Origin of the sequence: Pseudomonas sp. SCB32, assembly GCF_009189165.1 — a bacterium.
Taxonomy (GTDB): Bacteria; Pseudomonadota; Gammaproteobacteria; order Pseudomonadales; family Pseudomonadaceae; genus Pseudomonas.
Genome location: NZ_CP045118.1, coordinates 1,055,705 through 1,081,448, shown reverse-complemented (window position 1 = coordinate 1,081,448; position 25,744 = coordinate 1,055,705). Strand labels below are relative to the sequence as shown.

The 25,744-nt window shown below is 59.1% G+C and carries 15 protein-coding genes and 1 pseudogene; 13 read left to right on the top strand and 3 right to left on the bottom strand.

Features of this window, described 5'->3' with window-relative positions; all coding sequences use genetic code 11:
* The first annotated feature begins 67 nt into the window (after positions 1 to 67).
* The 8 genes and pseudogenes from galE (at position 68) to GA645_RS28965 (ending at position 7,806) form a co-directional block, all read left to right on the top strand.
* Positions 68 to 1,089: pseudogene (gene galE, locus GA645_RS05080) on the top strand (UDP-glucose 4-epimerase GalE).
* A gap of 267 nt (positions 1,090 to 1,356) precedes the next feature.
* A complete protein-coding gene (locus tag GA645_RS05075; RefSeq protein WP_152220527.1) occupies positions 1,357 to 2,721 on the top strand; it encodes a tyrosine-type recombinase/integrase in 1,365 nt (454 codons plus the stop codon).
* 115 nt (positions 2,722 to 2,836) lie between these two features.
* Positions 2,837 to 3,439, top strand: coding sequence for a hypothetical protein (locus GA645_RS05070; RefSeq protein ID WP_152220526.1), 603 nt, complete (start codon positions 2,837 to 2,839; stop codon positions 3,437 to 3,439).
* A gap of 113 nt (positions 3,440 to 3,552) precedes the next feature.
* On the top strand, positions 3,553 to 3,828 hold the full coding sequence (locus GA645_RS05065) for a helix-turn-helix domain-containing protein (protein ID WP_152220525.1): 276 nt from the start codon (positions 3,553 to 3,555) through the stop codon (positions 3,826 to 3,828).
* A complete protein-coding gene (locus GA645_RS05060; RefSeq protein WP_152220524.1) occupies positions 3,828 to 4,847 on the top strand; it encodes a toprim domain-containing protein in 1,020 nt (339 codons plus the stop codon). The genes GA645_RS05065 and GA645_RS05060 overlap by 1 nt, the downstream gene beginning before the upstream one ends.
* Complete coding sequence (locus GA645_RS05055; RefSeq protein ID WP_152220522.1) at positions 4,844 to 6,523, top strand: DUF3987 domain-containing protein; 1,680 nt, start codon at positions 4,844 to 4,846, stop codon at positions 6,521 to 6,523. The genes GA645_RS05060 and GA645_RS05055 overlap by 4 nt, the downstream gene beginning before the upstream one ends.
* A 3-nt stretch (positions 6,524 to 6,526) precedes the next feature.
* On the top strand, positions 6,527 to 7,219 hold the full coding sequence (locus GA645_RS05050) for a hypothetical protein (RefSeq protein ID WP_152220520.1): 693 nt from the start codon (positions 6,527 to 6,529) through the stop codon (positions 7,217 to 7,219).
* A complete protein-coding gene (locus GA645_RS28965; protein ID WP_256676069.1) occupies positions 7,216 to 7,806 on the top strand; it encodes a hypothetical protein in 591 nt (196 codons plus the stop codon). Before GA645_RS05050 ends, GA645_RS28965 begins: the two co-directional genes overlap by 4 nt.
* A gap of 200 nt (positions 7,807 to 8,006) precedes the next feature.
* Here the strand turns inward: GA645_RS28965 and GA645_RS05035 are convergent, their stop codons facing one another.
* The gene (locus GA645_RS05035) at positions 8,007 to 8,756 is read right to left on the bottom strand and encodes a hypothetical protein (RefSeq protein ID WP_152220516.1); all 750 of its coding nucleotides are present in this window, start codon (positions 8,754 to 8,756) and stop codon (positions 8,007 to 8,009) included.
* 524 nt (positions 8,757 to 9,280) lie between these two features.
* Between GA645_RS05035 and GA645_RS05030 the strand changes: the two genes are divergently transcribed.
* From GA645_RS05030 to GA645_RS05015, 4 genes are read left to right on the top strand one after another with little or no spacing between them, the layout of a single operon-like run.
* Entirely contained in the window at positions 9,281 to 10,735 is a 1,455-nt protein-coding gene (locus GA645_RS05030) for a DUF3375 domain-containing protein (RefSeq protein WP_152220514.1), read from the top strand.
* Positions 10,732 to 11,487: a DUF4194 domain-containing protein gene (locus tag GA645_RS05025; protein ID WP_152220512.1), complete on the top strand. Its 756-nt coding sequence runs from the start codon at positions 10,732 to 10,734 to the stop codon at positions 11,485 to 11,487. The genes GA645_RS05030 and GA645_RS05025 overlap by 4 nt, the downstream gene beginning before the upstream one ends.
* Positions 11,480 to 14,866, top strand: a complete 3,387-nt coding sequence (locus GA645_RS05020) for an ATP-binding protein (protein WP_152220511.1) — start codon at positions 11,480 to 11,482, stop codon at positions 14,864 to 14,866. The genes GA645_RS05025 and GA645_RS05020 overlap by 8 nt, the downstream gene beginning before the upstream one ends.
* Positions 14,863 to 16,056 (top strand): DUF3322 domain-containing protein, encoded by a 1,194-nt coding sequence (locus GA645_RS05015; RefSeq protein ID WP_152220509.1) that lies wholly within the window; start codon positions 14,863 to 14,865, stop codon positions 16,054 to 16,056. Before GA645_RS05020 ends, GA645_RS05015 begins: the two co-directional genes overlap by 4 nt.
* A gap of 331 nt (positions 16,057 to 16,387) precedes the next feature.
* Here the strand turns inward: GA645_RS05015 and GA645_RS05010 are convergent, their stop codons facing one another.
* Positions 16,388 to 22,435, bottom strand: a complete 6,048-nt coding sequence (locus tag GA645_RS05010) for an ATP-binding protein (protein ID WP_152220507.1) — start codon at positions 22,433 to 22,435, stop codon at positions 16,388 to 16,390.
* A gap of 339 nt (positions 22,436 to 22,774) precedes the next feature.
* Between GA645_RS05010 and GA645_RS05005 the strand changes: the two genes are divergently transcribed.
* Positions 22,775 to 23,731, top strand: a complete 957-nt coding sequence (locus GA645_RS05005) for a hypothetical protein (RefSeq protein ID WP_152220505.1) — start codon at positions 22,775 to 22,777, stop codon at positions 23,729 to 23,731.
* A gap of 312 nt (positions 23,732 to 24,043) precedes the next feature.
* On the opposite strand, the gene GA645_RS05000 is transcribed toward GA645_RS05005, so the two are convergent.
* Complete coding sequence (locus GA645_RS05000; protein ID WP_178119487.1) at positions 24,044 to 25,078, bottom strand: HIRAN domain-containing protein; 1,035 nt, start codon at positions 25,076 to 25,078, stop codon at positions 24,044 to 24,046.
* Positions 25,079 to 25,744: the final 666 nt, after the last annotated feature.

The following is a 25,744-nucleotide window of genomic DNA, read 5'->3' as shown; positions in this document are numbered from 1 at the left end:
CGGCTCGGCCGCCTCTGAGAGAATTCAGGGACGGCCGATTCGGCGCAAGGAAAGCACTGGCGAGATCATGAAGAGAAAGATCCTGTTGACCGAGGGCTGCGGCTACATCGGCTCCCACATTTGTATGGAGCTGATCAAACAGGGCTTCACCCCTGTCATCCTGGACAACCTGAGCAACAGCTCCACCGTTCCGCTGCGGCGGATCGAGCAGCTCACCGGGCAGGCCATTCCTTTCGTCGAAGGCGATATCCGCTGCGAAGCCACGCTGGACGACTCTTCAGCGAGCACGCGATCGAAGCGACCATCCACCTGGCCGGGCTGAAATCCGTCGCCGAATCGGTGGCCAACCCGATCACCTACTACCAGAACAACTTCGCCGGCACCCTGCCGCTTTGCGAGGTGATGCAGCGCCATGGCGTAAAGCGCTTCATCTATAGCTCCTCCGCAACGGTTTACGGACTCGCCGCGCAAAGCCCGATCCGCGAGGACGCACCCACCTCGCCGGCCAGCCCCTATGGCCAGTCGAAACTGATAGCCGAGATTGCGCTACGCGACATCGCCCACGCCGACCCGCAATGGGAGATCGCCATCCTGCGCTACTTCAACCTGGTCGGAGCCCACGCCAGCGGGCAGATCGGCGAGCCCCCCCAACGGCATCCCCAACAACCTGATGCCCTACGTCTCGCAAGTGGCGACCGGCCGACAACCCTACATCCGCAGATTCGGCAGCGACTACCCAACGCCCGACGGCACCGGCGTGCGTGACTACCTGCACGCCTGCGACCTTGCCGACGCCCACCTCTGCGCATTGCGCTGGCTGGACGGCGCCCAGGGCGCCAGGACCTTCAACCTCGGCACCGGGCGCGGCTACAGCGTGCTGGAAATCATCGGCGCCTATGAAAAGGCCTGCGACCATGAGCTGCCCGGCAATTCCTGGAGCGCCGACCTGGCGATGTGGCGAGCTCCCACGCAGACCCCAGCCTGGCCGTTGACGAACTGCACTGGCATGCCACGCGCGACGTCGAAGACATTTGCCGCGACGCCTGGAACTGGCAGAGCCACAACCCCCACGGCCACGCCGCAGACTGAAGTCCAGACAAACAAAAAGCCCCGCTCGAAAGCGGGGCTTTTTGTTGAAGCTGGTGCCGGTAAGAGGAATCGAACCCCCGACCTTCTCATTACGAATGGGAAGGTATACAGATACCCTCTCATTTACCTACCTTAATAATCCTATACAAAACCCTACCTTAACGCCTACCCTAGCTTTACGGGCTAACATGAATTTCGACCAAATTTGTTAGCCCATGTTAGCCCGGTGTTAGCCCGGCTTTTATTGGAAGGAGTCGAGGCAGGATCATGGCGAAGCTGAAATTCACCAAAACCGCTCTTCTGGCATTCCCCCTGCCCGAGGCCGGCAAGCGTTTGGCCATCTACGATACCGAAGTGCCAAAGCTGGCAATGCGGATCACCGCAACCGGCACCCGCACCTTCTACGTAATCAAGCGGGCAGGCGCCTCGATTGCTTGGGTGAAACTGGGAACCTTCCCTGAAATGACTGTCGAGCAGGCACGCACCGAGGCTCAGAAAGTCCTCGGCGAGTTCGCCACCGGCGCGAACCCCGCAGCAGCTCGCCGAGCGATTCGAGAAGAACCGACCTTTGCCGAGATGTTCGAGGATTTCCTCAAGAAGAAGAAAAAGCGCGACGGCACTGCGCTGGGCGAGAAGACTAAAAGGGACTACCGCGACCTTCTGCGCCTGCACCTGGAATCGATCAAGTCGAAGAAGCTGTCACACATCACCAAGCAAGACATGAAAGCTGCTCATGCAAAGGCGACCAAAACAAGTCCAGCGCAAGCCGATAAGGCGATGGCCGTCGCCTCCTCTGTATTCAACTTCGCCACAGACCTTGAGCTGTTCGAGGGCACCAACCCGGCGAGCCGCGTTCAGAAAAACCCCGCACCTTCTCGCGACCGCTTCGCACAAGCTGCCGAACTTCCATACCTGTTCGCAGCCATAGCCGAGTCGAGCTTGAGCGACTTTTTCCTACTGTCGCTATTGACTGGCGCGCGGCGCTCCAACGTGCAGGAAATGGCCTGGCGGGACCTCGACCTCGACGCCCGGATCTGGCGCATCGGCATGACGAAGAACGGAACACCGCAGAATGTAACCCTGCCGCCAGAGGCCGTAGCCGCCCTCCGTGTCCGCAAGCGCTCCACCGGAACCTCGCAATTCGTGTTCCCCGGGGAAGGGAAGACTGGTCATTTGGTCGAGCCTAAAAAGGCATGGGCAGCGATTCTGCTCCGCGCAAGCCTGCGCCGCCTTCTCGAACACTTGGAAAGCCTCGGCAATCTGACAGCCGAGGAGCGCAAACAGGCCGACAACCAGATTACCGAGGCCCCGGCCGCCGCCGAGAAGCACTACAGAGCCATCGCAGAGAAGCTAACAGTCGAGCCGGCGCTCTATGACATGACCGACCTGCGCATCCATGATCTGCGCCGCACCCTCGGCAGTTGGCAAGCCAAGACTGGCGCCTCGATGGCCATCATCGGCAAGAGCCTAAACCACAAGAACCTTCAATCAACGGCAATCTATGCCCGACTTGACCTCGACCCAGTGCGCCAGTCTGTCGAGACAGCAACGCAAGCCATGCTGGAGGCGGCAGGCATCAAGCCACCGGTCGATGAGGTAAAGCTGCCGGCGAAAAGCAAGGTGAAGAAGTAGAACACCAACTCAAGCTAGTTACCGGCCAGCCTATGGTGGCAACCGAGCAGCGGATTTCCCACCCGCGTGGCAGGCCGACCTCATCAATAAGTGGGATCGTCTGGAAATGAGTGAAATGAGTGACGACAAAAAGGAGCCATCTGCTCCGGGCCTCGGTCTTCGTGGCCTGATCGCGGCTAAAAAAACGCAAACGGAGGAATTGGCCCGTCCAAGCCAATGGAGTCCGGGCGTGAGGGCCAAGTCCGCTGAAGAATATGCCCGATTCACAGAGCAACTCGCACAGGAGCTGCTCGAAACCTATACCCCCGAGAGCCTTGCTGTAGTCACAGCCCAGCACATTATCTATGTGGATGAGCTGAAGTGCGTGCTGGAAGAAAATAAGACTGAGCCGGACTACATCGTCGAGATTGCCAAGAAGATCGCAACCGAGGTCGCAATGACTGTACTGGAAGCGAGGCGGAAGCATCTTGCTGAGAAGCGAGCGGACGCTGTCCGTAATAGGAAAAAGGATGTAATGGCTCTAGCCAGAAGCATCGCCACGGAGAAATGGCGCGAGGATCCCCATCAGAAAATCAAGATCGGAAAAATGGCAGAAATCGTCTACGGCGACCTTCAAGAGGCTGAGGACCGCAAATTGGCAAGCGGCCCTGACGTCGTCAGGAGATGGATTAGACCCGTTGCCCCGGACTACGCAAAAAAACCGGGAGCACAGAGATAGCGCCAATCTGACAATCGTAACGAAAATCCAATACTCGTAACGATTGGAATATTTCTAGTTCCCGCCTTTTCAGAGCATGACTCCGCCGAATCACACTCGATGGAGTCGTACCCATGTCCACCCCGCACGCCGCCACTATCGCGGCACTCAAAGCCGAGATCGCCGCCCAACTCGGCTTTGATCCGAATAGCCCGCCCGTCAGCGTCGACGACAAACAGGCCGCCTACGTGCTCGACGTGAAGCCGACCACCCTCGCCGTCTGGCGCTCGACCGGCCGCTATAACCTGCCGTTCCTCAAGGTTGGCCGCTTGGTGAAGTACCGCCTGAGCGACCTCGCCGAGTTCCTCGCGCGCCGCACCGCCAACCATACCGGCGAGGTGCGCGCGTAATGAAGAAGACCATCCCCCACCTCTCGCAAGGTAACCTGCACCTCGATATCCAGCGTATCGCCGATAAGGCTCTGCTGGCCGCTGACCACCTGCTCACTGACTGGCTGCCGGACGGCACCCGCAAGGGCAAAGAGTTCTGGCCGACCAACCCGGTACGTGGCGACCGCAATCCGGGGTCGTTCAGCATCAATATGCACTCCGGCAACTGGCACGACTTCGCCAGCGGCGACAAAGGCGGCGACCTCGTGTCGCTGCTGGCCTACTTGCGCGGCTGCCGGCAGATTGATGCCGCCCGCATGATTGCGGGGCAACTGGGGCTGCCCTTCGGCAGCGACTATAAGAGTGACCGGCTCGCCAAGGAGGTCGAGCACCAGCATCTAGCACGCCTGCGTGAGCAGCGACAGCAACAAGCCGATGCAGAGCGGCAGGCCGAATGGAATCGCGCCGCTGCCCGTGCGTGTCACGATTGGGCGCTCGCCGGCCCGGCTGATCCTGATCACCCGTACTTGACCCGCAAGTGCATCGAGCCCCACCACCTGCGCCAACTCGGCGACGTGCTTCTGGCTCCGATCTATTTGCACGGCGAAGTGGTGAACCTTCAGCGCATCGAGGCGAATGGCAACAAGCGTTTCTTGCCGGGAAGCCGGATCAACGGCTGCTACTGTCCGTTCGGGCGTATCAAGGCCGGTGTTGAACTGTTCATCGTCGAGGGCATCGCCACGGCGGCCTCTCTCCACGAGCAGACCGGCAAGCCGGTCGCCGCGGCGATGAGCGCCGGCAACCTGCTGCCGGTTGGATTGGAACTGAAGCGCCGCTATCCCAATGCCGTGCTGATTGTCGGCGGCGACGATGACCGCGCCAAGGAGTCCGAGGGCAAGCCCAACGCCGGCAAGCTGGCAGCCATCCATGCAGCCGCGATGCTCGATTGCGGGTATGTCCTGCCGGCCTGGCCGGAGGATGCACCGCTGCATCTGACCGACTTCAACGATTTGATCCTGTTGAGGGAGGGCCGGGTATGAATGCCCCCCTGATGACCGAGATCCAGACCCCGACCGGGCCGGCCCCCAAACCGCTGCTGCCGGACGTTGCACCGCCGACGCCCTACCCCCAGAGCGCCCTGACCTACGAAATGCGTAGCGCGGTCGAGGCGATTGCCGAACATGCAATGGTGCCCGCTGCCATCGCCGGGCAGTGCGTTATCGGCGCGGCCACCCATCTGGCACAGACCCGCGTCAATGCCTGGCACTTCAAGGGTAAGTCGGGTGGCGCACCCTGTTCGCTGTTCATGTTGTCGCTGTTCGATTCGGGGGAAGGTAAGTCGAGCGCACGTGACTTGGCCTTCAAGACGATTGACGAGGCAGAGAAGGAGGCACGCGCTCAGCACCGCCAAGCCTGTGCGGAAATTGAGGAAATGGCAGTCGGCCTGAAGGGCAAGGCGCGTGAGGAGTTCCTGGCGGCTAACCCGATGCCGCCCGATCCCAAGACCCAATACAGCGATGCGACTTTCGAGCCTCTGGTGGGCGACTTCATCCGAGGCAAGCCGGCAGCAAGCTGGGATACGGACGAAGGCGGGCAGATGCTCGGAGGTCACTCGCTGAAGGCTGACACCGTAGCCGCGACTCTCGGTGGCCTGACGACGGCCTTCAGCTCGGGGAAATTCGAGCGCACCCGCTCGCGTGGCAACTTGGAAGGCTCCGGCGTGGCCCACAACCGGCGCCTGACTATTCTTCTGATGGCACAGCGGGTGGCCGTGGCCGAGGCGCTGGAAAATCAGCTGCTGGTTGGGCAGGGCTTCCTGCCGCGTTTCTTGCTCGCAGCGCCGGCTAGCCTGGCCGGCACCTGCTTCATCAGCGTCGAGTCGCTGCGCAGCAGCGCCTACGCGGACCCGCGTATGCAAGCGTTCTGGTCGCGCTGCAACGAGATCGCCGCCAACCCGGAGCATATCAAGCCGGACACTGGCGAGGTTACGCCGCCCGTTCTGGAGCCTGACGAAGAGGCAATTCAGGTTTGGGTGGACTTCCGCAACGAGATCGAAAATGAGCGAGGGCCGCTCGGAAAATTCGCGAACCTGAAACCGTTCGCCGCACGAGGGGCCGAACAGGCATTGCGCCTGGCCACCGTGCTGGGCTACTTCGAAGGGGCCGAGAAGATCGACGCCGACTGCATGCGCCGAGCCTGCATGCTGGCGCGCTACTCCCTGGATGAGTGGCTGCGCTACACCGACGCCGACACGGTTAATCCTGAGATGAAGCGCGCATTCGAGCTGATGAACTGGCTGCGTGACTCCAAGCGCGCAGCAAAGTGGAAAGAGTTCCACGTCAATGACCTGGGCAAATCGGGACCGGCAGCAGTTCGCTCGGCCAAGGTGCGCGACAAGGTGCTGGCCGTACTGGTGAACCATCATCACCTGCTGACCTATGACGGGAAACACTTCAGGATCAACCCTCGTGCGGAAGCTGCGGACTCTGCGGAAGCCCAGCAACTGTTCGGCTATGCAATTGAGGAAGACCTGCGGAAAGTTGCGGAAGGAGCGCTGCTCATCCCCGCTCCCTGCCCGGCCACGGCAAAGCATCCGCAAACTTCCGCAAATCTTCCGCACATTGAGGCCCAGCAGTCGCTCGGCGCTCCGCAGAATCCGCAAAATCCGCCCCCCCCGGCATCCGCAAACGCCGCCGCCGGCTACCTGGAGTTCTAACCTATGGCCGCCCTGAACTATCTGCACCGGGCCGGTCTGACGGTCGAGGCCGAAGCCGGCAAGCTGCGCGTCTCGCCGGTTGAGCGGATCACCCCGGAGATTTGCCAGTTCATCGTCGTCCACAAGGACGAACTGCTGACCGAACTGAGCGCCGCGAATGAAACCACCGCCGCCCCGGTGACCCGGAAGCTCGAGCTGGCCGAGGTGCCCGCACCTGGAATTGAACGCAAGCAGTCCCTGGAGGAGATCGCCAAGCCCCGGGTAGGCACTCTCGATGAGACACGTGCTCCATCGCGAGCGTCGAGCGCCTGGCTGCGTCATGTTGTCCGCCTGCTGGGCACCCAACCGGCGGAACTGCTGGAAGGCGGGCATCTGGAGCCGCACGATCTGATTGAGCAGGCCGATACGGATACCACTCTGGTGGCCGAGCTCATCCGCACAAGTCCGGCATGGATCAATCGCCCGCAGTGGATCGAGCCGCAGCACTTGGTTCATGCCGAGGGCAAGGAAGACAAGCCACAGCGCACCGTTCACACGGCCGCGACGGATTCGACTGACTGGCTGAGGGCACGCGACCAATTTTATCAGCACCTGATGTCCTGCCGGGCCTGCCATGCCCCGGTAGGCCGTTACTGCACCAGTGGCAGCGCCCTGCGCCAACACTACAATGACACCTCCCTGGAGACGAACGCATGAGCGACAAGCTCAAAAGATCCCTGCACGACAGCGAAACGGCCTCCCAGGCCATGGCACGTGCGGCCTTGACCCCGGAATGCCTCAGCGCCGCCGTACTGGTGGACAGCAAGATGATGGGTAATACGGATGTCACCGAGGTCGTAGACGAGCTGCGTCGGCAGACCGCCGCAATCAATAGCGGCGACCTGACCCGCGTTGAGGGCATGCTGCTGGCACAGGCCCACACGCTGGACAACCTGTTCGCCCAGCTCACCGGCCGGGCGCTGCGCTCCCAGCAACGCGATGGCTTGGAGTCCTATATGCGCCTGGCGCTCAAGGCCCAGAATCAGGCCAGAGCCACTCTGCAGACACTCGCCGAGCTGAAGGCACCTCGGCAGGTCGCCTTCGTGCAGCAGGCCAATATCGGCAACCAGGTGCAGGTCAACAACAGCACGACCAAGCAAACCGCGCGCCCGCAAAAATCCCAAAAAGCGCAGAACGAACTATTGGAGGTGGAGCATGGCGAACGGTTGGACACCCGAGCGACGGGCGCGGCAGGCGGAATTGATACGGAAGTGGCAACCGTGGAAGCAGAGCACCGGCCCTAGAAGCTCGGAAGGAAAGGCCGCGACCGCGCGTAATGCCTGGAAGGGTGGAGTCAGGCCGCTTTTGCGCGACCTGGCTCGCGAGATGCGCGAGCAGGACAAGGCCCGCCGCGAGCTGCTGGATTGAACAAGCGTGCAGCCATTGCGCTAGATCTGGGGCAGCTCTTAGCGGATAGCATTACCACCTCGCGTCAATTTCCAAGTCACATCATGTAGCGCATCGGTGCGGGCTGTTTTTCATTGACCAGGTCGCTGATAAGTCGGCTAGTTATGCCAACTTCGTTGTTATTGAGAGTTACGATCACCTGCTCGGCCTCAGCGAAACGCCCTTGCTCTCGGTAGAGCTCGGAAAGCTCCAGGATGTATCCGCGCCGAGACGCCTTGACCCACCCCAACAATATCTCGCTAAGCCGCTTCATGTTCTGAAGCTGCTCGTTCGTCACTTCGAACGCTGGGTACGTGAAGGGGCTCCCTAGTGGTCTGCGATAGGTGGGTGCCTTCAGACCGCGAAATTTGTCCAGCCAGGTCCTGCGATCGGGATTGGCCGCCTCCCATGCAGCTTTGGTGGAATCCTCTTCCGCATCCCGATGCAGCCGATATCGCTCTCTGTATGGGTGATTGAGGCAGCGCCAATACTCCAGCCTTGCGGCAACCTCAAGATCCTCACGATCCGTTTGTTCGATGCACTCAGGCAGAAGTTCGTCGGGGACTTTGTCAATGCGAGGCAGATCACTGGCCTCGGCAGATCCGATCTCAACCAACTCCTTCATAAGAACGAACTGCCCGCATGTGCAGCGGCGCAGGCCCGCTCCATTTGGCATGAGAGAGCACTCACGCCAGCCATCCGTCCAGTACTCGAGCGCCATAAAGTTCATCGTGAGATATCGCGGCACTGCGTAGTGAGCTCCGCAGCATGGCGCGGACACGATGCGCACTCCTTTCATAATGGTCATCGCGGGTCCCCACTTACGATTTGCATAAATGCATCCTAACCCTTACTTCACGCCTCGTGATCTACAGGGCGCTTGGATACGAAAATAGCGAGCTACTCAACGCCGATGTCGAGTGCATCGTGCGATATACGCGTCGCAATGCGGTGCGCAGTCACCATGTGGAGCATCTGATCTTTAATTTTCATTCCCAGGGCGGTCTTCGCTCATTGCGCGAAACGCTGGCGAATTTCACGCGTGGCGCTGCGCTGTCGATGCCATTGGCGCATCAATGAACAGGAGCGTCGTGATGATGGCGCAGGTTCCCGAGTTGTCGCGGTATGCCTTTCACCGGTTGGGTGGAGGCCCTGGTCGACTAGCTGCTGGCCGAAGTAAAGGCACGGATGGTGCTAGATCTAATAGGTAGGCTAAGCCATGGTGTGGCTATCTGACCTGCTGAAAACCAGCATGTTTCGAGATATGGTGTAAAGAGCCGGGACGTCTCAAAGACCAGCACCTGACGTAATTCGATACACAAGGAGGTGTCGATGAGCTTGCACGAGCAGCAGGCGCGTTTTAGGCGATTGCTCTCCGAGCATGCAGCTTGGCGTCTGCTACGCGCTGAGAATGCGTCCATCGTTCTTGCCTTCATCAATGATCTATTCGCTCAAGACAGCGAAGTGCCGTTTGGGAAAGCACGTGTCGCGCTGGAGGCCGAGCTGCCGATCTGGCAGGAGGTCTATGGCCTGCACGACAACGCGGGCACCTATCTGCGCCAATGGATCCAGGCGGGCTGGTTGCGTGAGCTTGATGACAAACTCACCCGAACCGATGCCTTCGAGTTGGCACTGCGCTTTGCCCAGAGCTTGGATCAGCGAGACAGTAATGCCACGGCCTCCCACCTGCGCATTGTGCAAGACGCCGTACGAGATTTGGCTGTCGCCCTGAGCCCAAACCCGGAAGAGCGAATCACTCTGCTGACGGCCCGCCGGCAGGAACTCGATCTGGAGATTGAGCGCTTGCGGATGGGCGAGGTGCCAGAGCTGAGCGCGCCGGAGCAGCGTGAGCGCATCCGGGGACTGTATCAGTTGACGTCAGTGCTCACGGGCGACTTTCGCCGGCTGGAGGACGAAATTCGCCAACTCGATCAGCGTATGCGGATCCGCATGATCGAGTCGGAGTCTGGGCGCGGTGAGGTGGTGAAGGCGCTGATAGAGCATGAAGGTGAACTGCTCCAGACCGATGCCGGACAGGCCTTCGACGGCTTCTATCAGTTGCTCTGTGATCAGAATCGAATCACTGAATTCCGTGAGCAAATACGCTCGATCTTGGCACGTCCGGCATCCCAGTATCTGAAGTCAGACGAATTGCGTTACCTATCCCATTTGGTCCGCGAGTTGGGCAAGGAAAGTGAGCGGGTATTCCAGGTCCGTCGCCGGACCGAGGAGAGCCTGCGGGCTTTTGTGGAAAGCGGCGTTCAGCAAGAGCGCCGTGCAGTCGAGCGACTGCTTCGCCAACTGGAGCGGCTGGCGGTGAACTTCAAAGACCAGGAGGTGAGTCTGCGCGAGCCGGTAGTTGTGGACCTCCCCACGGGCAGTCTGCGCGTGCGTTCTCCGTCCAGTATCCACCTACGACTACCTGAGGAACGCCTGGATACCCGGCAGGTGGCCGCAAATACCAATAGTCACGTCGCCAGTCTCGGCATGCTGGATCACCTCAACACGGTCAAGGTGCTGGAAGTGGCCCAGGATGTGAAGCAGTTGCTCACTGAGCACGGCCCGATGACGGTGGCGAGCATCGTTAGTCACCGCCCCATCACCGGAGGATTGGAAGAGCTGGTGGCGCACGTGCGGATCGCCAAAGCAGTCAGCGCTGTGGTGTTGGAACACCCTGAAAGTCTGGTGGTAGTGGATCGGACTGGCAATTGGATTCGGGCCAACATTCCCTCTTTGCTGATGTCCGCCGAGCAGTTTCCAACGGATTTGGAGGAACTCGCCTTATGAACGAGGAAGAGCAGCATTCCCAACAGGCCCCAGCCCTGTTCGACCAGTATCGAGCAAATCGGCCTGACACGCCGTCAGTCAGCGGAGAGGTGGAGACGTTTGGGGATGCTCCCGTTGAGCCGCCCGTCGTTGGGGATTCTGAGGTCGGCATGCCACTGGAAGCCAGGCGCGCCCTGGTGCTGCTACTCCGCCAAGGGGTGGTGATGGCCGATAGCAAACGCCTGGCGTTCGAAGCGCTGTGCCGGCACGAGGGCCTGATCGCAGAGCACTTGGGCAACATGTTCATGCGCATGTTGTTGGACATGAAGGCCGGTATCGCCATCCTGCTCCAGCAGGAGGTGGCAGAGCAGGACGAGGAGGCCGACGAAGCGTCACGCCTGATCAACAAGCGCACGCTCAGCCTCTATGACACGCTGCTTTTGCTGGTGCTGCGCAAGTACTACCAGGAGCGAGAAACAGCGGGCGAACAGAAGATCATCATTGATATCGAGCGGATCGAGGCATTGATGACACCCTTTTTGCCGCTGACCTACAGCTCCCGCTCCGAGCGGAGGACGCTCAACGGATCGCTTGCCTTGTTGAAAGATAAGCGTCTCATCAGTGCGGTCCGCGGGGATGACGAGCGGTTTGAGATCACCTCGGTGATCCGCTATGTCGTCAATGCCGATTTTCTTGAACGTCTGCTGAAAGAGTACGAACGCCTAGCCGGTGATGCGGACGTCAAAACGGGCGAAGAGGTGCAGGATGCTTGAGGCAAGCGAGGTAAGTCTGAGTGAGTTGTTCAGCACCGGTCAGATCCGTCTAGCCGAGCTGTCGGTATACAACTGGGGCTCCTTCCATGGCCTGCATTCCGCGAAGATTGACCCCGAGGGCACCCTCATTACCGGTGACAACGGTGCCGGTAAGTCGACACTCATTGATGGGTTGATGGCGCTTCTGCTGCCCTCCAGCAAGGCGTCGTTCAACATCGCGGCTGCTCAAGGGGACCGTACGGATCGCACCTTGATGTCCTATGTGCGAGGAAACTATGGCAAGGCCCATGATGGCAGCGAGACGGCTACCCTGCTGAAACGCTCAGGGGCGACCGCAACGGGGCTTCGGGCGCTGTACCAAGCGGACGATGGTTCGAAGATCACCTTGGCGGCCCTGTTCTGGATTACCCAGGCCAGCAACTCGCTCAACGACCTCAAACGCCTTTTTGTGGTGGGTAAGCGCGATGTGGGCTTGGATGAGCTGTTGCATCTCTTCGGTGAGGGCAATGCCCGTGTGCTGAAACAGCACCTCAAAGAGGACCCGCTGGTCGAGGCATTCGATTCGTTTACCGAGTATCAAGAGACCTATGTGCGACTCCTGCGCATGGAGAACCGTAACGCTCCTGCCCTGCTCTCCCGGGCGCTGGGTTTGAAGAAGATTGATGACCTCACCAGCTTGATTCGAGATCTGGTCCTGGAGCCCAGTCAGGTCAAGGAGCATGCCCGGCTTGCGGTCAGTGAATTCGATGACTTGGTCAGCGTCCATAGCGAACTCGATGATGCTCGGCGACAGCGGGATGCCCTGATTGAGTTGCCAGAGACCAGCCAAGCGCTGAATCAGGCCAGGGAGGAGATGCGGCGGATCTCAGCTGAGCTAGCCGGCCTGCCGGTCTACTTTGGCGAGCAGTGCTCTCGACTGTGGCAAATGCGCCTGAAGCAATACGAGGCGGAACTGCTTCAGTTGGCAGAGGAAATGACCCGCCTTGGAGCTTTGGAGGAGCAAGCAACGGAACGGGTACAGGCGTTGTTCCATGCCTACCAGTCGCAAGGTGGTGAGCGACTGGAGGGGCTGCGGAAGGACTTGAAAGCGGCAACGCAGGTGCATCACGACAGCGTACGCGATGCGCGCCTGTATCAGATGGATGTACGAGACCTTAGTCTGCCAGACACGCTGTCGCTCGACGTATTCAAGCAAAACCAGGTGAGAGCGCAAACGGAACTGGCGGATATGCCGGCGTTACGTCAAGCGCGCCAGGATCAGTTCGCTTCGTCGGCAGCGAACCTCTCCCGTGAGCAAACACAGCTCAAGGAGCTGGTAGGTGAAATCGAAGACATGGAGTCGCGACCGGACTCCAACATTGAACCTTCCTATCAGAAGCTCCGCGACCAACTGGTAGAGAGCTTATCGCTTGATCCTGCGGAGGTTGTTTTCGTTGGCGAGCTGATCGATGTCCTGGAGGCGCATCGACCTTGGCAAGGCGCCATTGAACGGGCGCTGGGAGGGCATCGCACCACACTGCTGGTGCCTGATGAGCGATATCGCCTGGTGACCAAGTGGCTGAACACTCGCCACACGGGTCTCCATGTCAGGGTGCAGGTTGTTCGGCTGAACCAGCATCCGCAGGTTGCTGAGTTCCTACCGGATGGCTTTCTAAAAATGCTGGATTGGAAGCCGCACCCCTATCGTGATTGGCTGAAAAAGCACCTCTCACGCTTCGACCTGCACTGCGTGGCATCGACTGAAATACTGGACCAGATCGACTTCTCGATGACCATCCAGGGCCTGGTGCACCTGGATAAAGGGCGATTTGAGAAGAAGGACCAGCAGCGCATTGATAACCCACGTTTCTGGTGTTTGGGATTCAGTAACAAGGGGCGTCTAGCGGCGTTAAGGAAGGATCGTGTCGAGTTGGAGGCAGAGGTCAAGAAGTTGGCCCAGCTTACAGCAGATGCGCGCACGGCCATGGACGACCTCGAGAAGCACACTCGGGTGTGGGAGCGCATCGCCCAGCTCACCTGGGCGGCAATTGATGTCCAGTCAGCGCAAGATCGGATGCAATCGCTGAGGGCGGATCTAGAGGCGCTGGAGCGGCCTGATAGTGAATTGGGAGTGGCGAAGGCTCGGTGGGAGCAGGCAGGTGCTGAGCTGAAGGAAGTACAAGGCAAGAAAGAACTGGTCAGCAAAAAAGTCGGGGGGCTGGAGAGCGACAAGCTCAAGGCGAACCAACAACTGGAGCTGGCGTTAGATGCCGCCCGGACCGGTTTGGTGGATGAGGTCAGGGAGTTGCTTTCTAAGCGTGTGGGACAGCTAGACCTTGACGATTTGGAGATGGTTTCAGAACTCGAAAATCGCCATCGATCAGCGCTGGAAGAGGCCCGTAAGGGGGCCCACAACCGAGAGTTTCGAGCATCGAACAAGGCTAGCGGGATTGTCTCCGAGTTCAAAACAAAATGGCCGCTCATCGCCAATGATTGGCTCGTCGGAGTTGATGCCCTAGAAGAGTACGTCGATCACTTGGCCCATTTGGAGCAGGAAGGATTGCCAGACCTGGTCGAGCGTTTCCGAGAGCGCTTGAACCGCAACGCAACACAGTCGCTTGCTCGAATCAGCCAAACCATCCAGGCCGAACGTGAGGACATCCAGGACCGAATCGAAACGATCAACGATGTTCTGGAGCGCACGGAGTTTCGGCAGGGAACCTACCTTCGTCTGGGAAGTCGGCCAGAAATCTTCGAACACGTGAAAGCATTCAATGCCCAGTTGATGCGCGTGCTGGCGCGAGCTGGAAGTGACGATCATGAGGCTCGCTTTGTCGAGCTGAAGGAGCTGATCGAGAAACTGGAGAAAGCCACCAATCCTGCAACCTCGGGCAATCTAGAGAGTCTGCGACTGTTGGATTCGCGCTACCAGCTGTCCTTCTTCGCCGAGGAAGTAGAGAAAGGCAGCAAAAAGGTACGCGATGTGCTGGAGTCTTCCAGCGGTAAGTCAGGCGGGGAAAAGGAGTCGTTTGCCGGCACGATAGTAGCCGCCAGCTTGGCTTACGTGCTGACGCCCGACGGCAGCGACCGTCCGCTGTACTGCACCGTGTTCCTGGATGAGGCGTTCTCCAATACCGCCGAGGCGGTGAGTCGCCGGGTGCTCAAAGTCTTCCGGGAATTGAAGATCCACGTGAATCTGATCACTCCATACAAGAACCTCAACCTTGCACGTGAATCGGCGCGCTCGCTGTTGATCGCAGAGCGTGACCAGGACAAGCATGAGAGTCGGCTCTGTGAGGTCACCTGGGAGGAAATTGACGAGCAGCTGGCGCGTCATGAACAGCAGGGGCTGCAAAAGGCAGCCAGTTCACTGGGGATCGAAGTGGAGCCAGCACTGTGAGGGATTGGGGACGGCTTCCAGATGACGTTGTTGAGGAGCTGCGCCGACTGGAGTGGGACCATACAGGCCGGCTGCGGGAGCGACTCTTGGGTACGCGACCTTTCCCCATTCCTTGCTTGCTGAAGCCGCCAACCGGTAGCCAGGCGCTTGAGGATCTTGACCATTTCCATGGCTATATCGCGGCCTGGCGGAAATGGCCGTGGCCACATCAAGTGGCATGGGTGACGAAGCGATTTCGGCAACTGGGTGAATGCGAAGTCCCGATAAGGTTGGAGATCGAATCAACGCAAGCCCTCATCGCTGCGCTGGGGGCTGAGGCTGTTGAACGAAGCAGAGGCTGGGCGGAGCGAATGGAGCCGTTGCTCTCGTTGGATAAAGCTCTGTTCACTACCCTCATCAAGCAGCTTGGAGAGCTGGAGAAGCTCTCCATGACTGACATCCATTTGCTGGCGTGCCTGCTGCCGCAACTCCAGTGTGGAATGGGCCAGCGTCGATACTTGCGGGCCCTGCCACTACAGAGGGTGGATACGAAGTTCGTGGAGCTGAACCAGAGTCTAATTGCCGCTCTGTTGGATTCGATGCACGACCAAGAGGTTTCCGCTCATGGCGGGTTAGAGGCTTGGTTAGGCTGCCGCGCCACACCATCCAACTGGCTTCACGTGAAACCACTTTGCCCTGACGTGAAAGGTCGCCTTGCTGGGCTTGATCTCGTTCGGCTGTCCTTTGAGCAACTGATGACCTATCCGTTGCCCGCTCGGAGTGTGCTGGTGATCGAGAACCTCCAGGCTGGCTACGGACTTCCTGAGCTACCAGGCACCATTGCAGTGTTCGGAGGAGGCGCAAATACCGCCTGGCTACAAGCCGAGTGGCTGAAGGACAAAAAGGTAGGTTACTGGGGGGATCTCGATACATGGGGGCTGAAATTCCTCGCCGATGCACGGTTGAGGCAGCCCCATGTTGAGGCCGTGATGATGGATCGCGACACGCTGATCGCCCATGTTGAGCGCGGGGTGTGCGAAGAGCGACCAGCCGAGCTACCGGACTATGGCCTGACTCTTACTGAGCGGTCCCTTTTTGAGGAGCTGCGCTCTGGTCGACACGGAGTTGGTCGACTAGAACAGGAGCGGTTGTCTCAAGACTACGTAGAGCAGCAACTTGACGTCTGGCTTCATGCCATCGCTACGGTATAGATGCACTTAGCCATTCACTCAATCCCCCAACCGGGGTTGTGAGAGGTTAGCTAAAAAGCTTGAGTGAACCGGAAAAAGCGTCTCATGCAGGTTGGATTGTCCCGTCTCGTTGAAATGTCCTCTATGGGTCGGTAGCTGTCGCACATCCAAGGCAGCAACCGACCCAAAGCAGAAGTTCGATTTGGAAAGTCCGATGGCTGCTTCGCAGCGGGAGCGATCGATGGTTAGGGTGCTACGAACGCTAGCCACCGGCGGGAAGCAGCCCTCCGGGACAGCCAGCTCGTGCCAGCACGGCCCCTCTCGCTTGACATCGCCGCTGAATCTGAATGGCTTAGATTGAGTAGCCGTTCTTCGCCGTCTTCAAGAGAGACTGCCCGTAGCTGCTCGGTTGCTTGATTTGCCTGCTTGCGAACACGCTGATGTCCAGGTCCGGCTTCCCACGGGCAGTGGTGACCTGTTCGATGCCTACGGACGTGAGAAGGAGGTAGCAACCCTCGCCCCATAGAGACTCCGCATCGATATCAACCGGGCCGGCATCACGCCACCAGTAGAGCCTTGCGACCACAGCGCCGCTCGGGTCGAGGAAGACGCTGGGCTCCTCGTCATGCGCGCTCCAGCGAAGCCGCTTCACCCAGTTCGGGCACAAAGCGAACGAATAGGCCGCTGCGTCAAAGCCCATGTCCACGGAGCAAACTACTCGCCTTACCAGCGTTGGCGCCAGATCATTGTCAAGTGCGACATACTGGCCTAGCCAAACAGCGATGGGCAGCCTGGCATAGCAGTCGTCGAAGTCTTCACTGTCAATCTCTGTCGAGGGTGCTCTAAAGCGGTAGAGGCGGTGCTCCGACAGCCGTGGCTTGAGGATCTTGAAGCGGGATACTTCGGCCACGACTAGGCCGTGGCGGTCTGCTGGGAAGGGGGCAACGTCACCGCCGACTTCGTCAATCCACTTCCGCTCTCGCTCGGACCAACCCGCACTTCGGTCAAGCAGCGGCATGCGAATCCATTCGGGACGCACTCGCGGGAGCCTCAGCGGCCGAGGCGGAAGCGGGCAACCCAAACGCTCCAACAGCGTCGTCCTGTCGCGGCCTTTCAGCTTGCCGGCCAGCCGCAGTTCTCCCGCGACGTGGCGAAGGGCGGCAATGGCAATGTAGGCGTGGGGCTTCAGGTAAGTGATCTGCATGTCGAGGACGCGAAGCTGAGCCTCAAGCCTCTTGACGCCAGAGAGCCCGAATGCCTCAAGTCCACCCCAATCCTGGATGAACATCGCCGCGCGTCGGCGAACTGTCATCTCCTCAATGCCTGCCGCCTTCGCAATGTGACGTGCCGTCGAGCGCAACATCTCGGTCCAGCCAAGCGGCGACTCGACGCGCATTGCACCAGTCCTCTCGTCCGTGAATGCCTGGTCGCCCTCTGGCGGGTGCTCGAGTTCGAGGCGATAGAAGAGCGGAAGTGGCATCGCGTCCAAGGGGACAGCCAGCCCCCACCAATGCGACAAGAGCGCGGCTGACTCTGCCACCGCTATGTCACGGTGACTGACCAACGCAGCCACGGCGCTGCCCAACTCGGGTGCGAGGTCCGCACTGTCAGCAGCCAGCAGCGTTCCGAGCGCCTGCAAGGGGGCATCTAACTCGCCGGCCATAAGTCGCCGCATAAGGGACTTGAACAAAGCTTGGCCGAGTCCGGCTTGCCTTGCCAAGCTCAACGTGCAATTGCGCGCGTGCCGCTGAACTTCTGCAACGGGCAGCCGATAGGCAAAGTGCAGCAGATCCTCCAAAAGTTCCGTGTCTCTGAGCGGTAGCTCGCTCGGCTGGAAGGGCCGCCCCAGTTGGAACTCGCGAGTGCAGGTCATCTGCTCCTCAAGCAGAGACCAGATGGCTGGCCAATCCGGCGTCGCGCTAATTACCGGCAGTATCGAATCTAGCTCTGTCAGTAGCGACTGGGTGCTCTCCTGGCCCGCCGTCACTGAATCGACGATGTTCTCGAAGGCAGCAGGGCATGTGGATGGGCCCTGCAAGAGCTTCTTCGCCTCAAAGTAAAAGAACTTGCCGCCACCCATCCACTGGCTCCAGGAGCTCCAGGGCTCCTTGCTTGACTCGTAGCCTTGCATCAGCTTCTTGGCGTACTCGACCTCCCCAGCCGCAGCCAACTTTCTAACCACCAGGAAGCGGCAGCGCGCGTCATCCTGCAAGACCTGCCAGCGCTCAAACATCCTCCGCACCAAATGAAGCGGGGCCGTCTCGGCCAAATCTCTGAAACGGTACGGGGCGTTGTAGTTCAGTTCGTCGCCATCCGCTTCAAACGCGCGCTCAAGCTGCTCGAGAGTAGTCTCCGAGTCGTACTTGCTTGGCGTATACGAGTGTCGAGGTTCCGGCGCTTCTGACGCCCACCGGGCTACGGCGGCATCGAGCTCGGCCGATGAAAACCCATGTCTTCCGGCAGCGGTGTGAAGGCGCTGGAGCAGTCCGACCCTCTCGTGTGCCCTGCTGGTTACCTCGATCGCCCCCAAAAGCATCCGCGTGAGCGGTTCAATCTCTCTGGGTCCTGCGGCGTCGGCGGCGACGTCGATGAAGTCGCCGACGTGGTACGGGGCCCGGTAGTGCGGTTCCATGTAGAACGGCAGACACAGACCGCACCAGACCGTCGCGCAAGCCACTACGAGTTCAGGGCTTCGCCGGACCATCCCCGTCATGAGCAGGTCGACGCGGTTCGGCCAGCCAATCAGATGCCAATCCGCCAGTGTCTTTGACACCTCGAAGCCGAAGCGAGGTCCGACCTGCGTCGCTTCCTCGATTAGCGACATCGTCAAACGATGCGCGGCCGACGACCCTTCCGTTTCGGTCATGCCACCGACCTGGCGCATCAAGGTCGAGACTCGCTTGACACGGGTCTCCGGGTCAGCGGCGCTCGCAAGGACCAGGATGTCTTGCCAGATTGCGTACTGCGGGTCTTTCTTGGGGGCCAACGCATAGCCAAGGCATTGCTCGGGAACCGTCGCCAGCAACTGTTTCGCCCGCGCTAAGTCCCCGACCGCAGCCAACGCAATTGCCAGATCCGCCAACCCGTCGATCTGCTCGCTCGGCGTGCTCTCCTGAAGCTCCGCCACGAGTGCGTTGAGTCGATCGACGGCCGCCACCCGGTCACCGTCAACGCGATACGCATCGACGGCCAATCTGCGTCGCAGGTACGCAGTGCCCCCCAGTGTCGATGAGGCGATGGCTGCGTCAATTTCCCGAAGTACCGCGCGGTACTCAGTCTCGCCGCGTATGGCACCGAGCCTCAGCAGCGCTTGCGCGAGAATGGGGACCGCTTTGAAGGCCTGCTGAATGCGATATGACTCGCTGCCGCCTTTTGAAGTCAGACGTAGGACGTACCCAAGGGCAATACGAGCTTCGTCCTGGATGATGCCAGCCGGCAAGGACGCGATGTCGATGGTGGCGCGACCTAGAAGCACGCCTATCGTCGAGGCGTGCTGCTGGAACGGATGAAGGAAGGTGTGCTTCGATGGTGTCGGGCTTGGCAGCGGCTTATTGAGCAGCGTGCAAAGCCTCGCGTGATGCATCACCGCGCCTACCAGATTACCCAGCCCAGCCAGGTCCGTCTCGTCGTCGCACATAGAGATCATCGGTGCGACCAACTTGTCGAACAGGGCCTCGGCTAGGTCACGACGGTCAGCTTCGAATGAAATTAGTGCCATCCGGCGTCGGTAGCCGTTGGGTACCTCTACGAAGCCAGGAAGGGCGGCGGCAGCATCAAACAGGGCAAGCGCTTGCGCAACGTCGCCACGCCGACTGGCCACAAGACCTGCGTGAACCATCACCGTAGGCCTGCCTTCGTTGGCTACCCCGAGCTTGCTGCAGAGGTCTTGTGGATCGGCGCCAACCTTCTGAAGCAGCATCGCCTCTGCGGCTTCCCTCCTCAGATGCAGTTGCAGCGCGGCGACAGTTTGCGGATCCACCTTTTCGGGCTGGCGTAGCCCCTCTGCGGCGAGGTGGTCAATCGCTATCTGGATCTGCTCGGTGTCTCGGAAGTGGACGGCGCGCCTTGCCCACTTCTCGAATTCCGTTATGTTGTGGTCGTGCCCGTGGTCCTGGAACTTGGACGTATGGAGCTGCGACAGTGGCTCGAGGCTTTCAAACAGTTCCTTCGCCCGCTGGAAGTCCCCTCGCGCTAACAGGGCGTCGACGACCTCGTAGCCCTGGCTGGGGAAGTACTGCACGAAGGCCAGGGCTGCATCAATGTCCCCAACCGCCAGCATCGCCAGCGGAAGCTGATTGGCGTACTCAAGGGCAGTTTCCCGCCGCCCCACTTCGTCACGACACAGCAGCAGCCGTGCGAAGGCGGTCGCGTCGTGCGTTCCACGCACTGCCAGCAGAGCCAGGCGGATATCGGCGTGGATCTCGGCGATAGAACACCCGTCAGCCAGTTGCTGCCTGAAGCGAGCGGGCATCGCCAGTGCAAGTACATCGGCACCGTCGCCGGCACGGGCGCGGTAGCGCAGCTCAAGCCAGTGCTGCGCCGATTCGGGCGGCGCGTTCTTCGCCAACTGGGCGAGGTCACGGTACACGCGCTGCGAGTATTCGGCGTCGACGCTTCCGAGGCGGGTTCGCGGTTGAGCGATGACGAACAGCCTAAAGCTGTTGTGGAAGACGCTCCACCCCTGGGATGAACTGCGGAGCAGGTGCCGTGCAACGATCAGGGCGCGTTCAATCGCGGACTCCTTGACCATCGTGGCCAGCAGCCGCAGGTCCATGGGTGCCTCAGCCCGAGCGATGAAGCCCAGCACGTCCATGGCATCGACATCGCTTGCGATCTCGCGCCAAGCAGCGGTGTACACGGTCTCAATATCGCCGTCGAACGGCATCCCGCCGCTGAGAAGGTGCTTACGGCCGGCTTCGTCCGCTTGCAACAGCGCCTGAATCAAGTAACGCGTTGCCAGCGGGTGGCCATGCGTGAGATTGCTTAGATCCAACCTCGGAATCTCGGCAGGCAGGCCAAGCGCATCCGCCATCCGGGCGACCTCCTCGCGGCCGAGCGGCCCCATGAGAACCTGTCGCTCGCTCTTCTCCGCTTGCTCTCTTACGGCGGGCTTCAGATTCGCGAGATCCAGCCGCTGTGTGCCGAGCACGAACACAACCCCGTTGGGGATGGCCGCGGGAAGAGGCAGCTCGCCCAGAAGCGAATTGGTCGGCCGCTCTTCGCGAGGCACATGGTCGAGCCCGTCGACGACTATGATTGTTCGGATCCCGTCGCGGTCGAAGCGTTCACCAGCCTGCCGCACCAGGACTCCGAACTGTTCGCGGCGCTCATGCAGCGAGTCATCGCGAAGACGAAGTCCAACCAAACCGCTGTTGCGCAGCTGCGTGCCGACGTCGATCAGGAAGTTGTCGGCCTCCCCGCGACCCACGCCTTGAGCAGCGCCCGGCACGTACGCCAAGTAGCGAACGAGCCGGACATTTGCTTCAGTGGCCAGCGCAATCTGCAGGAGAGTGGACTTCCCGGAGCCAGGCGGTCCTATGAGTGAAACATAGCCCTGGTCGGCGGCATGCAGCGCGGCTAGCAGCTTGACCTCAGTGTCGCGGTTGCGCTGGACATAGGCGCCGACCGGGAACCGGTGGATGAGCAGCGTCTTGGCAGGATCGCGCCAGCCAAGCTCACTAAGCAGCTCTTCACGCGTCCACCTGTCTTTGTCGCGGGCATCGGCGACCAGCTTGGGCAGTACGCTTGCAATCTCGGATGCCTGCCGCGCCTGCTCGGCGTTCAACTTGTGCGACTGGATGAAGTTGGCCGCAGCTCCGCACACCACACGGAGGCTGTGCAAGAACTGTTCGAAGTCGTCATCGCCCAGGCCGGCTTCACGGCGCAGGTGGTTGATCAGTCGACTCCATTCCTGCGTGTACCAATCCGCTAGCGGCCGATTTGGATGCTGTTGGAGTTCTTCAAGAAATGCCGCGCTGTGGGGCGGCGTGCCATCGCCTGGCTTGTCAGTAATCGACGGAAAGTCATTAACAACCAGGCGAATCTCGACCCGGCTTCCCGGGTTGTCCTTGCGCAGGCACTGCCAAGCATGAACCAGGGGCCTCAAGAGGCCATTGGCACCAGTAAACAGCGTCTCAACAGTGAAAGTGCCTGGGAACTGGGACGTCTTGAACTGGTGGCCGACCACCAACCCATCGAAACCGAGCACCAAGTCGTCGGCAATACCCGCGTTGCGGTCTGCGACGCCGATCCAGAGCAGCTCGTCGCGCTCGAGCGCAGCATAAATGGCAGCGCCCGCCCGCTCGTACTGGCCAATGTATCCACGGAGTGCTCGACGTTCGCCCTCCGCCGGCGCAGTTGCAGGAGCTACAGAGGTTGATGGATTCGGCTTCTTGGACATTTTTGGAGCCATACGAATGGATTAGGTAGTTGACGCCAACTGATACCAAGAAAACTGCTTCAGCATAACCCGAGGCGTCCAGCAACAGACGGTAGATGCGGCTAAGTCATTGAGCGCTGCTCTGAAACGGAGCCTGGCCAGCCCCAATCGGAGCGGTCATTCACGAGATGGGGTGGTAGCGGACGTTGGCGGAGAGCAGCTACCGGCCAATAGCAGACGGTTGCCTCTGTCCCCTTTTCTCCGGTCAAAAAGATCTTGCAGTCACAGGATCGTGCCCCCATTACAGCATTCTCAACTAGCACGGCGCCTAGATGCCCTTTTACTGAAAGAGTGCCCCACATGGATCTGGATCAAATTCTACAGAACGCTCGGCACAATGCCGCAGCGGGTATTTTTGCGGCTATGTCATCCGAGGAGAAGAGCCAACAGCTACTTGCTCAAGTTCGCGGGCAGTCTGATGCAATGATAGATCTCGGCGCTCGTTATGAAGGGATTCCAGCCGACCAGTTGGAGATCTATCGGGCCATGGTGAGAGGCCAGGACAATCCTTTCAACGACGAACTGAGCCACGTAAACAACCTGCTTAAAGCTGGGGATGTAATTCTGAGCACCGGAAACACGACCGGCGCGAAAATTATCACCAAGGGGCAAAAACTTGGCTATAAGGACGCAAGATCAAGTCACGTCGCTCTGGTTCATGCAGACTTCGTCTGCGTCGATGCTATGCCTGGCCTGGGTGTTTCCAATAGGCTGGTGTCAGATGTCTTGAGCGATGTGAAACCTGATTGGCGGGTAATTCGGTGTAAGAAACTTGGTTCGGAACACCTCGATAGAATTTACCAGGCATGTGCGTTCTATCTGGCGCAGCCCTACAAAATCCTGCCTTCCAAAAAGCCAATGAAAGCCGCAGCCTACTGCTCTGAATTGGCCCGGAAGGTGTTTCTGCATACAGGTGTTACGGGGATCGGCATCCCGAATGACAGCGTATTGAGTCCAGGAAAATTTGATGAACTGGCTGACAATCATCCTCAGTGGGAAGACGTCACTGAGCAAGTCAGACCCGCGATTGAGTTCTGCTTCAAGTACCACAAATTGATGAGTGTCGTCTCCAAACTCATGATTGAAGGGCTCAAGCTTAATCGCAAGCGCTTCGAAGACCGGAAAGCCCAGATCAAAGAAATTCAGTTGGCAGCTAACAAAGGCACCATTCCTAGGGAAAAAGCAAAGGAGTTGGTTAAATCCATCCGGGAAATTGAAACCAACATGAACCACCAATTCTGGGATCATTCGAAGTAACCCAGTAGGGGCTGCCCTCCTGATGCTCCAAATTTAGGACAGCTGTCTGCTTTTGGCCGATAGCTGCCCTCGCTACGTCACTGCGCCAGCAGATCGCCAAGCACATGTCGCCTCTGGTCAGGTCGGTCACGAACTTCGTGGAGTCGACGTAGCGCACGTAATGCCGGATATTCAGCAGCAACTCCTGGGCCTTCTTGTAGTCCTCGAGGCTCTTGCTGCTGGGGGGAGGTCCACGTAATGCAGCGCGATCTGAACCATCTCGCTGGATGAGCTGACGAAGCTCTTAAGTCTTAAGCGCAACACCATCTCACACTAGGGTCGGCACTCCTCATTAATTTCTTTTAATTTTTCGTCTCGCTGCTTAATCAGTCGCTGATACTCATTGGAATTCCTTACCTTCTTCTGATCTCGACCTACCATTAAATTCGCTGAAACATAGGAAATGACTGCCGAAAAAACGACTGGAACCATAAAGCCAGCGGCTGAAAATAACAGCATCAAGATTAGAAAATTTGGAATTACGGCGAGGCAAAAATACATCCAAAAATTGGACTCAGGGATCAGCAAGGCAAGTTTCGCGTCATAGTCTGCAATTACGACATTCTTCCGCACGGAAGCGTCATTCTCCTTACGCTGCTGCTCCGCTTCGGCAATCCGTCTTTCGCGTTTATCTGATATCGCCTCAGATTCTTTGTAGCCGCGCGTGTGGAACGAGACCCCCTGTCCATCCTCGGTCAGGTTGTACAGCGCAGCCCTTGAATTCAGCAACTGGCTTATCCTGCTGGCCTCCGACGCAGCCAAGGATGAGGACGGTGACGAGGATGACACCAGGTCTAGAACTCTTATCTCAAAATTATCGCTGCTGAACTTAGAAAAATCCGACTGAAGAGCATGGTTATCATGATGCCCTTGAGAAAGGTCTCTAAAGTGCTCACGACCTCGATCCTTGATGTTGATCGAAGAGCCGATGTACTGCCTTCCTGAGGCAATATTCCGGATCGCATAGACCCCTGGCTTTGATGGCATAGCACTGAGCGACTTCCAAAGACGAGACTGATGCTTCTCCTCCAGACTCTCTTTAGACTCCTCATAAACAACCCTAATAGTGATGTTTAAGTAAAAGCCTGACTTATTGGCCTCATAAATACTAGCCTCAAGAATATTCCCACCCCTGAGGAGCAAAGAATACTTGCTAGACAGCTCCCTTGAAATATGCCCGAGCATTGCGCCCGAGCTCTTCACTTTCACCGCAACCGCATTCTTATCGTGAGGATTGCTGGCTTGGTGCTCTAGCCGAATCGGCAAACCATGAGTGAGAGAGCCCCTATCGAAGAGCCCTTGGGCCATGTAGTACTTAGTTCCTTTGACAACGAGATCAACTGATACGCGCATTCGCCACCTACACTGCCTTCAACCTCGGAAACTGTCGGCAAGCCTAGCATTTGCGGTGGAGAGTCAGCTTCCACTTACACTTAGTAGTGGGGTGCTCCAGTTCGGTGCTCGAGCAGTTCGCGATATGGCCCTGCTGGTCGCTATCGGAGGCGCGGAAATCCATCATGGTCTGGCCGTCGACTAGGCCTGTGTCGTGGAGTACCAGCCACCTCATGGCCTCCATGATCTGGCCATGCCCGACACGTACGTCCCCACGCGCTCCCAGATGCCGGCGAAGGTATGGGCGCTGGTCGACCTTCTCGTCGAAAAACGAGGGCAGCTGGGATGACTCTGAAGTAGGCGCTCCTGAACGTCCGTATTCTGGTCGACTTCTGCCAGTCACGACCGGCAGAGAACGGCCAGAATACGGACGCTCAGGAGTGTCGATGGAGCTAGGGGCGAGTCAAACGACTGGTCAAGTCGAATGCAAATGGGTGGCAAGTGGAGTGCAATTACCCACCGTGCGACGCCATTCGTAATTTTCTGCGTCGTTCCCCCCCCTCAGACATGTCACGACATGCCATCATGCTTGCGCCACAACGCTGTTGGAGCACAGATATGCGCTCCAGTAATTATGAATAC